This window comes from Sporomusa aerivorans, from assembly GCF_041428895.1.
Classification (GTDB): domain Bacteria; phylum Bacillota; class Negativicutes; order Sporomusales; family Sporomusaceae; genus Sporomusa; species Sporomusa aerivorans.
Map to the genome: position 1 here is coordinate 5280317 of NZ_CP156926.1, position 14763 is coordinate 5295079.

Below are 14763 nucleotides of genomic sequence, written 5' to 3' on the forward strand. Positions count from 1 at the left end.
TCCTGTTTTTCTTTATTGCTTATGAATTTCCCAGGCGTCCACCAAATCGCCACTTTGTTTAAACGCCTTGACTTTAAGCGAGCTTCCATTCACTTCGACTGCCAGATAGTTTGGTTCAACGGCTGGATTGTAAAAAAACTCGTGCCACTCTTTAGCGATAATATTCGGGTAGGTTTTGGTACCGCTGCGGCCTGTAGCCACATATACCGTACCCTGCGCCGGACTGTCCGCCTTCAGCCCCCCGAAGAGCGGGTAAGTACGGGAGTAAGCGTGATCATGGCCGGTAAAAACCACATCAACATGGTATTTGTCAAAGATTCCGGCAAACGTACGGCGGATATTACCATCGCCTTCACCCGGCTTATTATTATATAATGGCCGGTGCAGAAAAACCACCTTCCATTTTTTCTGGGTAGCCTGCAGGTCTTTTTCCAGCCAGACCTTTTGGTCCTCAAGCATGTTAGGCATAAATCGCCCCTGCTCGCTTTGCTGGCTGTCAAGCATTACAAAATGCACATTGGCATAATCAAAGGAGTATACCTGCCCCTTTAACCCGTCCGGGCCATTTAACGGCAGCTTGAACTGGGATGTAAACAGCACAGGCCGGGACATCGACCGGCTGGGTGTATAACACTCATGATTGCCGGTTACCGGCATAGCCGGGATTGTCTCGATCATCCCCTGGGCGCCGTTAAACCAGCTTTGCCATTGGGCATAATCCTGCCCAACGTCAACAAGATCACCCACGTTGGTAAAGAAAGCGGCGTCGGGGTTGGTCTGGTAGGCATTGTAGGCGGTTGTCCGCCAGACCCCGTAGTTTACACTCTGCGAGTCGCCGAATATAAGGAATTTAAAGGGACGGACCGTGCCTGGGGCTGTCGTGAAATAATACGGCGGACTCCATTCTTCCGGCCCGCCAACCCGGTAGACATAGCGCGTGTCTGGCTTAAGACCCGTCAGCGTAACTGAATGTGTCGCCACATCTCCCAAATTTGTCGTAAGGCCTTCCACCTCGGCGGAAACAGTGATTGATTTCTGGGGAAATTGCCCAAAGCGAGCTGCCTCGGCATACTGTACCTGCCCATTGACGGTAGCCGCACCTGTGCGCCAGGTTATAGTCTGGGTTACAGCAGGTTCAGCCGCCCAGGTCAGTCTAATGTGGTCCGGTGTACCGGCAGCATCGACCGCCAGGGATGAAAACAGCGGCGATGAAGTTCCGAGTAGTAGAACAATAACCAAAAATAAAATATGTAATACGGTCTTCGGTTTTTGCATATTGTTCCTCCTATTGTATTCTCTAGCAAAATTATAGTATGAAAGCCGTGGGAAAAGCCACTAAAGATTTCTCCCCGCCTTAATAAATTTTAGCCAGTTCGGCTTGTATTATTTCCCCCACCAGCTTAACTCCCTGCAGTATTTCCTCAGAGCAAGCTACAGCAAAGCTTAAGCGGATAAAGCGGTCCGGCGCCTGCCGGGAAAAAAAGGCCGTGCCAGGGGTTAACAATACGCCGCTTTTTTCAGCCGCCAGGACTATCTTCTGCGCCGATATTCCTTCCGGCAAAGTCAACAACAGGCAGATTCTTACATTCTTAAAGACTCCTTGGGTGACGTATATTTTTTTGCAGTTAACTGTCGCAGAATTATTCAACGAAATAATTATAAACTTCTGTGTTTTTTGCTATAATGATTATAGGATAACCTTGCCAGCCCCTATTCCATTAGCTTATTTTAGTACAGGAGGGTGTCTAATGGACAGAACCTTTACACTCTATTTGGATCAACTGAAAAAAGTAATTGAAGAAGTTGAAAAGAATACCCAGAAAACGCCTCTGGCCGCAAACGCCGTTACATTAGTTGTATCGGATAATGATGCGTGCCTGCGGTTATTTCAGAAGGTAGGCCATGATTGGATTTATCTTAGTGATGCACAGTTTTGCGAGTTTAAATAAGAGCAGCAGAAACGGCTGCGGCCAAGAGATGCCTTGTACTTACTCTTAGTAGGAAGCACAAGGTATTTTTTGGGCCTGACATATACACTTGCGGAAACATAAAATTAACCGTATTTTAACATAAACTGACTATCTCCCTTACTGCTTTTTTGTTATATTTGAAAAATATAACATGCTTATGGGGGAATGACAGATGCGTGAAACCATTACCATCAATAGAATCACCACTTGCTCCCTGACCGGCAAAGAAGTTGCCCAGCAGCTCTCAGCCTATGTCTTAGACAAACAGGAAAACCGGCCTAGGAGTGAAATCTTAACAAAATACTGCAGTGGTGAAAGCGCATGTAATAGTACGGACTGCCAATTCATTGTAGGACTGGCGGGAAAGACGTATTCGAAGGCTATTGACGGCATTTTCAGGTATATTAACGAAATAACTCCTTGAAAGCTAAGCGGCGTATCCGCGTGACCGGATACGCCGCTTAGCTTTCAGCTTATGGACGCGGGTACTTAAAAGAATCCTGACCTGGCAAAAACCGTTGTCACATTTTTGTCATAAACTTGGGTTAGAATGGTACCAAATCCATCAAAAGGAGTTATCGCAATGAAGAAGTTACGGTTATTAATCGCAACCACTTTTATTCTCGTCATGTTAACAGGCAACGCCTTTGCCTGGAGCGAACGGTCAGAAGGCCGCCCCCCCTATCTGCCTGGCGTAGCCTATTCCCAGGGGGTTGTTGTCTGGCACGATAACAACAATGAGTTTCATCTTACCGCTGCCAGCAGGGGCCGGCATGTTATCTCCGGTGTAATTAAAACAGATGGCCGGTTTCATAGTGTAGAAGAAAGATACCTGGAGAATGGCGACTACCTCAAAGTAGACCGTAACAAAAAAACCATCCGCTTCCGCTTCGCAAGTGACCGCGGCTTGGATGGAATAGACTTTAAAGTTCGTGGTGGCGAAAGCGTCAAGTTTTCCCTCTACAAGGACGGAGCAGATATGCCGCAAAAACAGATCTTTATCGGTAAAAAAGGCTGGCATCCTGCCGACAATACCTTCAAAATAGAAAGATAAATATTGCAGTCAAACAAAGTCCAACCTCTCATAAATAAGCGGTTGGACTTTGTTCATATAACGCAGTTTTTGCCGGTTATCAATTATGCTTTACCCGCACCTACCTGACGCTCTGCAATTAAGTCTTCCAAGCGTTCTTTTTGACGCATAAGCTCATCGACCGGGATTTCGCCCACCCCTTGTGCAGCAGGCATCGGCATTGACGGCGACATTGCGCGCATAGCCTGTTGTTCACTCAACAGCTTATAGCCAAATGCGCCGGCGATCGTACCAACAACCAGACCTATCCAAAAATCACTTCTTGTAAACATAGTTTCACCTCCTCCCCTTATTTGTAATAAGCTCTGCTTGTCCTTCTCCCGGCCATCAGAATCCGGGTGCTGTTCAGCACAACCCCAATAGTGGCTGCATTGTGAATCAAAGCTGAGATCATAGGATTAGTCCGGCCAATTGCGCCTAAGAGCATAGCGGCCGTATTTACGGCAATGGTTGCCGTAAAATTTTGCTGGACAATTTTCATGGTTCGTTTGCCAAGAGTAACCACTTCAGACAATACTAACGGATCTTCGGAATTGATAGTAATCGCCGCTGATTCGACAGCAATATCGGTACGCCTGCCGCCCATCGCCACGCCAACATCGGCGAACGCCAGCGCCGGCGCATCATTGACCCCGTCGCCAACCATCAGCACCTGCGACCGCCGCCGCAGCCGGTTAACCAGAGTGGCTTTATCCTCCGGCAGCACCTCGGCATGGTAAGCGTCAATGTCAAGAACATTGGCCACATGCTTGGCCACCAGTTCAGTATCGCCGGTAAGCATGACGACTTCGTCCACTCCTTGACGACGTAATTGATTAATAGTCTTTTTGAGATTAGGGCGTATAGGATCGCTGACCACCAATACGCCAAGTAAATTCCGGTCTCGGGCCACATAAACCAGATTATAGCCGCGTTCAGCGCTTGTCTGATCTTCAAAGCCCCGGCAGTCGACCTCCTGCTCCTCCATAAATCGCCAGCTGCCCACCAGAATCTTTCCGCCGCGAATATCCTCAAAATTGGGGACTTCTGCCAGTATGCCCCTGGCGACAATAGTTTCCGTGGTAGTATGCGGCGGGATAACCCAGCCCTGGCATTCCACATGTTCCAGCACAGCGCATGCTAACGGATGCGCTGAATGGAGTTCCGCCGAAGCTGCCAATAGCAGCAGTTCACGCTCGGAAATACCTGCCGTAGTTCTGACAGTCACCACCTGCGGCTTGCCGATCGTAATAGTACCGGTCTTGTCCAAAACAACGGTATCGACGCCTGCCAGCGCCTCAACATAGTTGCCGCCTTTGACCAGTACGCCCCGGCTGGCCGCCCGGCCTATAGCGGCTGAGATGGCTGTAGCCGTTGAAAGCTTAAGCCCGCAGGAAAAATCAATAAACAGCATATTAAGTACCCGCTGCCAGTCCTTGGTGGCTCCGTATACCAGGCCAGCGGCAATAAAGGAAATCGGCACAAGCATATTGGCCATACGGTCAGCGAAATTCTGCACAGGCGCACGGCGGGTCTGCGCCTCTTCGACCATATGCACAATCCGGGCCAGCGCAGTGTCATCACCCATTTTTTCAACGACAATTTCCAGGAAGCCATTTTGCAGTACGGTACCTGCGTATACATAATCTCCCTGACCTTTTTCAGCCGGGATGTATTCGCCGGTAATGGACGATTGGTCTACAGCGGCTGCTCCGGACAGCACCCGGCCGTCAACGCAGATTTTCTCGCCCAGGTGTACACCTACCTTATCGCCTGGCTGCAGACTTTCCACAGCAACCCGTACTTCATGGCCGTCTGCTTCTATCTTCCAGACATACTGCTGATCCAATTGCAGCAAATTGGAAATATGCTTGCGCGCTCTTTCCGCCGTATAGGTAGTAAGCATCTCGGCGAAATTGGAAAGCGCCAGCAGCGTCAGGCTGGATTCCGGCTTGCCGCCCAATATCGAAGCCATTACCGCCGTTGTGGTAAGAGTATCGGCATTAGGCTGCCGTTCCACTACCAGCGAGCGTACGCCGCTGGCGATGAATTTGCGGGCAATAAAAAAAACAAAGGCACTACGGGCCAGATATAAAGTTGTGAAAGTTCCCGGCACCGCCATCCGTAATAGCTGCAGTCCCAGTAGTCCGGCCCCGGCCAAAATGGCATCCCGCCGGTATTCGGTAAAAGTTGAAGTTTCTTCACTGCCAGACTTAAAGCAAATCCTAGCGGCTTGCCGCCGGTCAGGACTGACCTTGCGGATCATGGCCGTGATCTCTGTCACCGGCAAGTTTCCCTGGTAATATATGGTCAGGCCGTGACGGTCGCTGGCACAAGCGCTGACAACTGCCGGAATCTGCCGGACACTAACTTCCAGCAGCGCCTTTTGGCGGGAAGTTAGGGCAGCCGGCAGCGGCAGCGTAATATATTGATACCCCATTAATACCGCCCTTTCAGCAACGAGTAGGCCCACCATACCATCTGCGGGCCGGAAGGACGCTGACCAAGGGTCCAGATTTTGGCGCCCCCGCTGACAAGCATCGCCAGCGCCGTCACAGTGCGCAAATCGAAGGTGCGGCCGGTATGAGTAAATAAAGTCCGGTTCATTTGCCGGAATAAACTGCGAATATTTATGCCAATCTTGCCATAATCCGCATTAGGCGCCGGTAAATTGTGCAGTTGCTGTAAATAGTCCATGACCAGATCAATGTATTCCTCCTGACAGGAATACTCCAGCAAGATAGTGCCGGTAACTGCATTTACCTGAACCCGTCTCATACCGTTAAGCCGGGCCAGATGCTGTTCCCACTCCAGCGCCAGTTCCCGGTTATGCATCAAGTCATCGTGCCGGTAACGCCTTCTCCCAGGCAAAGCGTGCAGCAGGGTAAAGCCTCCGCCTGCCATAAGCTGATGAATTTTTTTCCCGGCGGAAATGCCTAACGCCAATCCTGTAAGATATGTCATGTTCTATCACCTTCCATATTGTTTGACCACCAGTTGCTCTACATCCCGTAGAAAAGGATTGCGGGCCACATCTTCAGGCGAGTATTGAATAAGCAGAGAACCGGTAGCCGGGTTAAGCTTGAATTCCCGGATTTCCGGCATACTCTCCAAATGCTGTCTTACCTGGCGGACTACCTCTGGATTGTTGATCAGATGCTGTGAGTAGAGCCGAACGCGCCCGGGGATATAATGAAGCACCTGAATTTTTTGCATAAACATTTTAACCTTGACCGATGGACCCAAAAGACTTTCCGGCAGAGAGAATAAGTCCATGTTTTGCCTCTCCTTGTGCAGATAATGCCCGAACTGTTTACGATGCTGCCAGGTATGAACAGCTGTTAATAGTGTAAAGCATACGCCCAGCGCCACATGATAGCGTTTGCCAAACGGCAGGGACAAGAGGCTGCTTAAGAGCGACAACACCATTCCCAGATTCACCCGTCCATACCTTAGCATCATACTTTCAGTTCCTCCATACGTATAGTGGCTATCATTCTCAGTTATAATATGTTTGACCCGCCTTGAATCCGGGTATATTAACGACTCCTAATTATCCTGCTTGTGACAACCGCCGCCGCAGCCACCGGAGCAATGGCATTGGCTTTCGCCTTTCATTTCCTTCCAGACAATCCTGCCGACATAAGCTAATGCCAGTATGCCAATCAGAACTAAAAACATCTTTTCCATTTTCGCTCACTCCTTTACTTTAGTAACCAAGCAAGCTGCCCACCTGATAGATCAGAAAAGCCATAAACCAGGCCAACGCTGTTGAATATACCGAGCTGAAAACAGCCCATTTCCAGGAATTAGTTTCCCGTTTTACAACAGCCAGCACCACCATGCACGGCGAGTAAATAAGCACAAACACCATGAGAGCGTAGGCGGATAACGGTGTGAGGCTGCCATCGGCGGCCAAGGCCTTCTGCAACGCAACCGAACCTTCATCAGCATCGCCAATATTATAGACGGTGCCCATAGTACTAATTAAAACTTCCTTGGCGGTAAAGGCCGAAATCAAACCAATGCCGACACGCCAATCCCAGCCAAGCGGACGAAGCACCGGTTCAATAACATGCCCGACCTGCCCGGCGTAGCTTTGCGCCAGTTTTTCACCGGCTTCCTCTTCTTTCAATACTGTAACTTGCTCTTCACTTTCCGCTTTCAGTTCCAGATAGCGGGATGCCAGCGGGAAGAGTTCGGTATTGGCCGCTTCCAGTTCCTGCAGCTTGGTTTCCTTGGCAGCGGTTAGCGCCGCTAATTCCTGACTTCCTTCTTCGAGTTCCTCGGCTTGCTGGTCAAATTCTTCATTAATTGCCGTCATATCGGCAATCAGTGTATTTAGAGCTTCATTTTCTTCTATGGTACCGATATTAAGCGGTTTGGTAATTTCCGCTTCCACCTGTTGGCTGAAACCGGCTTCAGCCTGAGCCGTTAACTCTGCATAATCTTTGCTATAATTGACATCGCTGGGATAATTGACTAAGAACCAAACAATAATGGAAACTGCCATAATGATAGTACCGGCTTTTTTCAGATACAGCATAGCGCGTTCCCACATATGCATGAGAATGGATTGCAGGGTTGGTATACGGTAAGGCGGCAATTCCATAACAAAAGGTTCCGACTCACCGGTAAATAACACGCTGCGGAAAATTCGCGCCATAATAATAGCCAGGCAAATGCCTACAAGGTAAATGGAAAAAAGTACAGTACCGGCCACTTCCGTACTAAAGAAAGCAGCAATCAGCAGCGTATAGACAGGCAGTCTGGCGCTGCAGCTCATCAGCGGCGCTACCAAAATGGTCACAAACCGGTCCCGCGGGTTTTCCAGAGTACGGGTTCCCATAACCGCCGGCACACTGCAGCCAAAGCCTATGAGCATGGGAATAAACGACTTGCCGTGCAGGCCCACGGCGCGCATAACTCTATCCATAATGAAGGCCGCTCTGGCCATGTAGCCAGTGCCTTCTAAAAGGGCAATCCCCATAAAGAGTAACAAGATATTAGGTACAAAAGAAATAACTCCGCCAACACCGCCGATAATGCCGTCAACAATCAATGATTTCAGATCGCCGTCAGGCATAGAAGCGCCTATATACGAACCAAGGGCTGTAACCCCATTTTCTATCCATTCCTGCGGATAGGCGCCCAATGTATATACTGTATTGAATAAAAGCCACATAAGTGCCAGGAATATAGGTAAACCCAATATCCGATTGGTTAGTACTCTGTCAATCTTATCCGAGGTTGTCAGCAATCCACCACTTGTTTCTACAATAACCTCCTGACTTACGGAAGAGACAAACTGATAACGGAGAGTAGCAATGGCCAGCTCCGGTTCTGTTTCAAATATCGCCTGCAGACTTTGTCTGGCGGCAGCAACCGCCGTAATGATTTTATCGCCATCCGCCAAGCCTTTGACTGAGTTAATAATATCGGCGTCGTTTTCCAGCAGCTTTATAGCCAGCCACCTTTGGGGAAAGTGCAGGTTGTGCTGCTTTTCCGCCATGAGAGCACTAACTTCAGTAATTTTGGCTTCGACCTCAGGACCGTAATCAATGCGAAAGGGTTTACTCGTTTTTTCCTCGGCCGCCTTAACGGCAGCTGCCAAAAGCTCGTCTATCCCGGTATGCCGGTTGCCGACAGTACGAATGACCGGAGCTCCCAGTCTGTCGCTTAATACCTGCTCTTTGATCTTAATGCCCAAACTTTCAGCCACATCAGCCATATTCAATGCGAGTACCAATGGCCGTTCAAGCTCTAGCAGCTGCACCGCCAAATATAAATTACGCTCCAGATTACCGGCGTCTAAGATATCGACAATTACGTCAGGTTTATCCTGCACGATAAAATTCCGGGCCACCAGCTCATCCAGGGAATGGGCCGTAAGACTGTAAGTCCCCGGCAAGTCGACTACCAGCAATTCTTTATCCTTAAAACGGCGGGACCCTTCCCTTTTTTCCACGGTAACTCCGGGATAGTTGCCCACATGCTGCCTGGCACCGGTAACACTGTTAAAAATCGTCGATTTTCCGCAATTTGGGTTACCGGCCAAAGCAATACTTACTTTGGAATTTACCACTATATAATCCTCCTTTTTCCTGTCCCTGTTCTACTTCAATATTAGAGGCCAAGAGATTGTTTAACATAATCCGGCCGCCCCGGACCTTTACAATAATAGATTCATGACTGCGGCTTAGTACGCAGATCGGCGTACCCGGCGTAAAACCGAGATCGATAAGGCGCGCTCGCGTTTCCCTCGGACCACCTAAGGCAGTCACTATCATCAATTGTCCTTTTTCGACAGTATCAATCTGCATAACTATCCTCCTAAATTAGCTTAGCTTAATTTCGATACTCTGGGCTTCCACCTTGCGCAACGAGAGATTAAAACCTTTCACCTTGACTTCCATAGGGTCACCGAGCGGCGCAAACTTCCGCACCTCTACCTTAGACCCAACCACAACCCCCATATCAATGATACGGCGCTGGATAGGACCAGTACCATGGATTTTGGCAACTGTACCTATTTCTCCCGGCGATAACTCACTTAATAATTTAACCATGCCTCATTTCTCCTTTTTCCCTTGATAGTAATAACTATTCTCATCATAAAAACATAAAAAGACACAGACCCAGTTTAAATTACATTAGGCACCGCGTTTTTTAACCAGTTCAAAATCTGCTGCGTGCAAAACGATTGCGCTGCGGAAATACGAAGTATAGTCCTGCGTGTGGCAGATAATGCGGAGCAAGCCGCCTGCTTCAACCACCCGCTCCATAATTTGCCGGAAACTCGTGGCTGTCTTGCTATGCAAAGCATTGCTGACAGTAAAGTCAAACGCAATTTCTGTCGACGGCTTCACTAGCAGCGCTTCCACTTCTTTGGTTAAATCGCCAAAATCCAGCGGCGTAAATTCCTGAAGGGTGCTAATAACCACGCTGCCTCCCCGTTTTTCCATTACAAACGGCAGTTTGGCGGCAAGATCCTTATCTTCCTGGGCTATTGGCGGCACCAGCTCCGGCTGCACCCCGTTCCCGCCCGCATTTGTTGCCCCCAGTAATTCACTTAGGATCGAGAGTAATTTATCTTCGGTAAAGGGTTTTAAAATATAGCCTTTGGCGCCATTCTGCAATGCATCAAACACTTTATGTTTTTGACCCAAAGCACTTACCATGACGACTCTGGCTCCCGGATCAAATGCCATTATTTTTGTCAGAGCGTCAATACCGTCAACTTCCGGCATCGTAATATCCATGGTTACCAAGTCCGGACGATGTTTTTTATAGGCTTCGACAGCCTGTTCGCCATTAACCGCTTCAGCCACTACCACATGACCGGCCTTGGCCAGAAAAGTTCCTATTGTTTTGCGCATCATCAATGCATCATCAACAACTAATACACGCGCCATTCTCTTCCCCATCCTTTCTCATAAACGAAATCAGACTTAAGTTTACTTCCCCTAATTCGGTAGTTAACTGCCAGGAATATATATCGGCATCCGCGTATTTAGCCGTAGCCCCTTTGGCCCATATGGTTACCGGCGTACCCATATCCAGCGCTTCCTGCCAGTCAGGAATCCGCTGCAGGGAATTACCGACAATAGTATTAAAAAACTCGGAGAACACACTTTCCATCCATATTTCGTCATATTGTTCAATGCCGTATTTCCCGGCGGAATTAGCAGCAAGTCTCTCAACCAAAGTTTCGTCAGCGCTTATCATCAGCCGGCCCGGGAAGTTGCCCTTGATATCAATAAAAGTAGAGATATTGCGTAGGTTGACCGTATTCCGGTCTTCTTTGATCGGCTGAGAACTGTCTGCCTGCACCGCGAACTGTTCTTGCAGCATAGCTTTTGCCTGACTTAATACCAGTTCTGCAAAGCTTGAGGTATCAAACGGACCGCGTTCCGCCAAATCTGTAAGCGGTAAAATAAATGCAAACTGCGTTCCAGTTCCCGGTTCGGTCGTAATTTCAATACGGCCTCCCAGCTTTTCCAGCTCGGCCTTAACGGCAGATAACCCTACCCCTCGTCCGGCCAGACTGTCAGCGACGCCGGCGCTGGAAAAACCATCGGCAAAAATCAATTGGATGGCTTGGCTGTCCGGCAAGTGTTGTGCGGCAGCCTCACTCAGAATCCCTTTGGCGACGGCCAACCGCCTAATAAGGTGATGGTCAATACCCCGGCCATCGTCAGCAATGGTCACCGCCATACTACCAACCGTTTCAGAAATCCGGCAGACAATCCGTCCCTGAATTTCTTTTCCGGCCGTCAGGCGTTCATCCGGAGCTTCCAGGCCGTGCGCCACCGCATTGCGGAAAACATGTACCAATGATTTTGCAAAATCATGATATTTTACCGGATCTACCAGTGTCTTGGCGCCTTCAACCACCACAGGCTGAATTTCTTTACCCTGATTTACGGCGACATTGGCTATGTATTCAGGGTACATGGCTAATAGATCACCAAAAGGTTTATAGCGTAACTGACGCAATTCGGCAATGAGTGTCCGGGCCTGGCAGGGCGCCAGCAGGCGTTGAATTTTGTCTTCCAGCTGGTACAGCTTTGAGTTTTCCACCACTACAGTATCCAGTGTCTGGAAGAAATGTTCTCCCAGTACCTTTTTCAGATATTCCAGTTCTTCATCCAGCCATCCGGTCAAAACCTCCGGCGAATACACAGTAAAACAATCGGCCAAGCCAGACTGATCCGTGCCGTTTTCGTTTTGTTCCCGCAACGCCGCCAGCGCCGACTCCAGTTCATGCAGTCTGGCCGCCAGCCGTTGGATGCCCAGTTGACCGAACGTCCCTTTCCAGGTATGAACAGCCCGGAAGATAACGTTTATTTTTTGTAGTACCGGTTCTGCTGATAATACCATATCCGGCAGTTCTTCCCGGCAGAATAGTCCATACTCGGTAATGGCTTTGCTGAATTCCCGGTAGTGGGTCACTGCCCGGACTACCATAGTCAGGACGCTTTTTTCGTCTTGAATTTTTTTCTCCATCTCCCGCTGCTGGGTAATATCGGTCAAAATCAGCAGCATCTCCCTGCGTTCAGGATCAATGGGGTGATTTATCAGTTTGTAGGCAATTTGAATGAAACTGCCGTCAAATTCCAATTCTTCCGGTAGCAGCGAAAAGTAATTTTCCCGCAGGAAAGCATCTTCCTCCTGAAAAATTTTGTTGAATAATGCTGTCAGGAAGGTCTGCTGCCCCTTGTCTTCCGGATAAAAAAGCGCCGGAACAGACTCACCGGAGATCTCTTTGTTAAAAAGCATGACACATTCGGCGCTGTACTCGCCAGTCACTTTAAGGTCTTCACCAAATGACAGAAACCCTTGCCCGGCATTGTCCAGCAGGTTGCGTACCTTGCCGACGGCTTCCGTTAGTTCCCGGGTCCGCCCTTGTAATTGGCGTTGAACAACAAGTTGCTCGGCATTAACCTCTTCCAATTCGCGTTTTTGCGATTGTATTTCGGCCCTGGACTGTTCCAGACTGGACACCGCCTGCCTGAGTTCAGACTCATTCATCCTGATCCGGTGCACCATCCAGTTCATATCCCGCATCAAGGCTACTAATTCATTTTCATTGCCATCATCACTGCTCTCATTGGGAACATTCAAATAGGCGTCATACCGGCCAGCCTTTACCTGCTGGCAGAATTCCTTTATTTTCTGCACCTGACTGCCAAAAAGCCAGTAGCGGATAATACCGGGTGCCACCAGACCCGCCAACAGAGTCACCATTAACGCAACCGCCATGGTATTGAAGAATTCACGATTCGTGCCCAGCCCGGATTGATTGGCCGCCACAAACATAACTAAAATGGGCAAGATTCCAAATAACAGGGAAACCGTAAGCAGCCTTGCTTTAATCGTCACTACTGCGTCCCACCTTTAATAATTGCGACCTGTCGGTATGGATATGATTATCATTCTCACTATGACGACAATGATAATTGTTATCACTAAGTTGGTTCTATTATTGCAAACATTACAGAAGGTGTCAAGTATTATTTTCCAGCCTGCCCGCTATCCGCAGGCTTATCAGCAGGACTAAATCCCTTTAGGCTGTAAGCTTTCACTTACCGAAATCCCACAGGAATTTATGATATTTACGACCGGTTTGCTTTATATATTAGTTACGCTGCCCCCAACCCCTGTGGTAATAAAATCGCCACACCAGCAGGCAGCAATCTGTTATGCACCATAATAAGAAGGCCACATAACCGCCGTATACGCCGTAGCCAAGATAAATAGCAAACAGATAGGCCAGCGGCAAAAAGACCAGATAACCTGATCCTAAACCTTCCCAGACAATAAAACGGGTATCATTGCAACCGGTGAGCGCTCCCCGCAGTACCATATATAATGAAGAGAACAGTTGCGCAAAACAAATGAGTTTTAGCACTTGGGCAGTTTGCTGTGCTACGGTTTTATCGGCAGGGCTAAATAGGTTACTGACTGCCGGTGCTGAAATATATAAAAGCCCGCTTATAACAAAGATTACGCCAAAGCTCAGCTTGCCAATCCGGCTTACTGTCGGCATTACAAGGTACTCCTGCTTTTGTTCCAAGAGCCGCGGTACCAGAATGGAGGCGGTAATCAAAAAACCGACAGCCGGCAGATACGCAAAATTAAAAACCTGCAATGTAATCTGGTGTACTGCTAAAGCTGCGGCTCCCAACGGTTTTATCATACCGACAAAAATAAGTAAGGCCAGGAGCGTGAAGCCGGTATTAAGCCCGACATCGACTGCCAGGGAAATATATTCGGTTAGCTGGCGCCAGCATAAGTGTTTAACACTAAGATACTGTTTTGTTAACGGTTTTGCGGTTGCCATACCGATTAATAGCAACAAGCCTATAAAATTCGCCAGCATAGTTGCCCAGGCCGCTCCTTTAACCCCCAGGCGGGGAAAACCGAGCCCGCCATAGACAAATGCATAGGCAAAAAAAATATTTAACAGGCATATTACCAGGGTGCTGTACAGGGGTGTTCTTGTGTCTCTCAAGCCCCGGAACAAGCCGACAAGTACATAATTCCACAATATCACCGGTATCGTCCATAACCACACCTTAAGATAATCCACACCATGAGCGGCAACCAGACGATCGCCGGCAAAACCGTAGACAGCGTTACTGATAACCGGAGCGCCGACAAGGAGTACCAGCCCAATCAGGGCCGCCAGCAACAACCCGCTATTGATAACGGCAGTTACCTTGCTTTTATCACCTGCCGCCGAAGCTTTGGCAATTAACACCGTTGTGCCAAGCCGGAAGCCTTCGCAGAAATTAAACAACGTGGCGCAAAGGGCATTAGCTATAGATACGGCAGCTATGGCTGCTGTGCCGTAAGGCCCGATAAAAGCAAGATCAATCATGCCGCTGAGTAATATGACGGCTTGCGAAATAATGAGCGGAAAAGCCAGCCTGGCAACTTCCTGATAACTAATAATCTGTTGCATTTTATTTCCTCCTGAAAAACACCAAAAGACGCCATAACCGGCGTCTTTTACAATGCAACACTAGTGTAAACCTTTATGGCTTACATGAAACCAAGAGCGTCCGGCATGCGTTTTCGGTATAAAATTGTTTAAAAAAGGACACACCTAGCCAATTTACAGCAAAACTGCTGGCACGAACAGGTGAACTTACGTAATTGGGAACAAACGCGCAGCACCGTTTCACACTCTTAGCCTCCTTTCACTGGCTTGTA

General features: G+C 48.6%; 16 protein-coding genes. 3 read left to right on the top strand and 13 right to left on the bottom strand.

Annotation, left to right across the window (positions count from 1 at the left end):
- Window positions 1-12 precede the first annotated feature (12 nt).
- A complete protein-coding gene (locus SATMO3_RS25285) occupies window positions 13-1275 on the bottom strand; it encodes a purple acid phosphatase family protein (RefSeq protein WP_371372896.1) in 1263 nt (420 codons plus the stop codon).
- A gap of 79 nt (window positions 1276-1354) precedes the next feature.
- Entirely contained in the window at window positions 1355-1648 is a 294-nt protein-coding gene (locus SATMO3_RS25290) for a hypothetical protein (RefSeq protein WP_371372898.1), read from the bottom strand.
- A gap of 100 nt (window positions 1649-1748) precedes the next feature.
- On the opposite strand from SATMO3_RS25290, the gene SATMO3_RS25295 reads away from it, so the two are divergent.
- The 3 genes from SATMO3_RS25295 to SATMO3_RS25305 all read left to right on the top strand — a co-directional run bounded on the left by SATMO3_RS25295 (window position 1749) and on the right by SATMO3_RS25305 (window position 3024).
- Window positions 1749-1949 carry a hypothetical protein gene (locus SATMO3_RS25295; RefSeq protein WP_371372900.1) on the top strand — a complete coding sequence of 67 codons (201 nt, stop codon included), beginning with the start codon at window positions 1749-1751 and terminating at the stop codon, window positions 1947-1949.
- Between the two features lie 193 nt (window positions 1950-2142).
- On the top strand, window positions 2143-2394 hold the full coding sequence (locus SATMO3_RS25300) for a hypothetical protein (protein ID WP_371372902.1): 252 nt from the start codon (window positions 2143-2145) through the stop codon (window positions 2392-2394).
- A gap of 159 nt (window positions 2395-2553) precedes the next feature.
- On the top strand, window positions 2554-3024 hold the full coding sequence (locus SATMO3_RS25305) for a hypothetical protein (RefSeq protein ID WP_371372904.1): 471 nt from the start codon (window positions 2554-2556) through the stop codon (window positions 3022-3024).
- Between the two features lie 83 nt (window positions 3025-3107).
- On the opposite strand, the gene SATMO3_RS25310 is transcribed toward SATMO3_RS25305, so the two are convergent.
- The 11 genes from SATMO3_RS25310 to SATMO3_RS25360 all read right to left on the bottom strand — a co-directional run bounded on the left by SATMO3_RS25310 (window position 3108) and on the right by SATMO3_RS25360 (window position 14512).
- Complete coding sequence (locus tag SATMO3_RS25310; protein WP_371372906.1) at window positions 3108-3335, bottom strand: hypothetical protein; 228 nt, start codon at window positions 3333-3335, stop codon at window positions 3108-3110.
- A 17-nt stretch (window positions 3336-3352) separates the two neighbouring features.
- A complete protein-coding gene (locus SATMO3_RS25315; protein WP_371372908.1) occupies window positions 3353-5482 on the bottom strand; it encodes a heavy metal translocating P-type ATPase in 2130 nt (709 codons plus the stop codon).
- Window positions 5482-6006 (bottom strand): HMA2 domain-containing protein, encoded by a 525-nt coding sequence (locus SATMO3_RS25320; RefSeq protein WP_371372910.1) that lies wholly within the window; start codon window positions 6004-6006, stop codon window positions 5482-5484. The genes SATMO3_RS25315 and SATMO3_RS25320 overlap by 1 nt, the downstream gene beginning before the upstream one ends.
- Window positions 6007-6012: 6 nt before the next feature.
- A complete protein-coding gene (locus SATMO3_RS25325) occupies window positions 6013-6504 on the bottom strand; it encodes an HMA2 domain-containing protein (RefSeq protein ID WP_371372912.1) in 492 nt (163 codons plus the stop codon).
- A gap of 87 nt (window positions 6505-6591) precedes the next feature.
- Entirely contained in the window at window positions 6592-6732 is a 141-nt protein-coding gene (locus tag SATMO3_RS25330) for a hypothetical protein (RefSeq protein WP_371372914.1), read from the bottom strand.
- A 19-nt stretch (window positions 6733-6751) separates the two neighbouring features.
- Complete coding sequence (feoB, locus tag SATMO3_RS25335) at window positions 6752-9127, bottom strand: ferrous iron transport protein B (protein ID WP_371372916.1); 2376 nt, start codon at window positions 9125-9127, stop codon at window positions 6752-6754.
- A complete protein-coding gene (locus SATMO3_RS25340; protein ID WP_371372918.1) occupies window positions 9090-9365 on the bottom strand; it encodes a ferrous iron transport protein A in 276 nt (91 codons plus the stop codon). The genes feoB and SATMO3_RS25340 overlap by 38 nt, the downstream gene beginning before the upstream one ends.
- Window positions 9366-9380: 15 nt before the next feature.
- Entirely contained in the window at window positions 9381-9611 is a 231-nt protein-coding gene (locus SATMO3_RS25345; RefSeq protein WP_371372920.1) for a ferrous iron transport protein A, read from the bottom strand.
- A gap of 84 nt (window positions 9612-9695) precedes the next feature.
- The gene (locus SATMO3_RS25350) at window positions 9696-10457 is read right to left on the bottom strand and encodes a response regulator (protein WP_371372922.1); all 762 of its coding nucleotides are present in this window, start codon (window positions 10455-10457) and stop codon (window positions 9696-9698) included.
- Window positions 10435-12927, bottom strand: a complete 2493-nt coding sequence (locus tag SATMO3_RS25355) for an ATP-binding protein (RefSeq protein WP_371372924.1) — start codon at window positions 12925-12927, stop codon at window positions 10435-10437. Before SATMO3_RS25355 ends, SATMO3_RS25350 begins: the two co-directional genes overlap by 23 nt.
- A gap of 256 nt (window positions 12928-13183) precedes the next feature.
- On the bottom strand, window positions 13184-14512 hold the full coding sequence (locus SATMO3_RS25360; RefSeq protein WP_371372926.1) for an MATE family efflux transporter: 1329 nt from the start codon (window positions 14510-14512) through the stop codon (window positions 13184-13186).
- Window positions 14513-14763 lie beyond the last annotated feature (251 nt).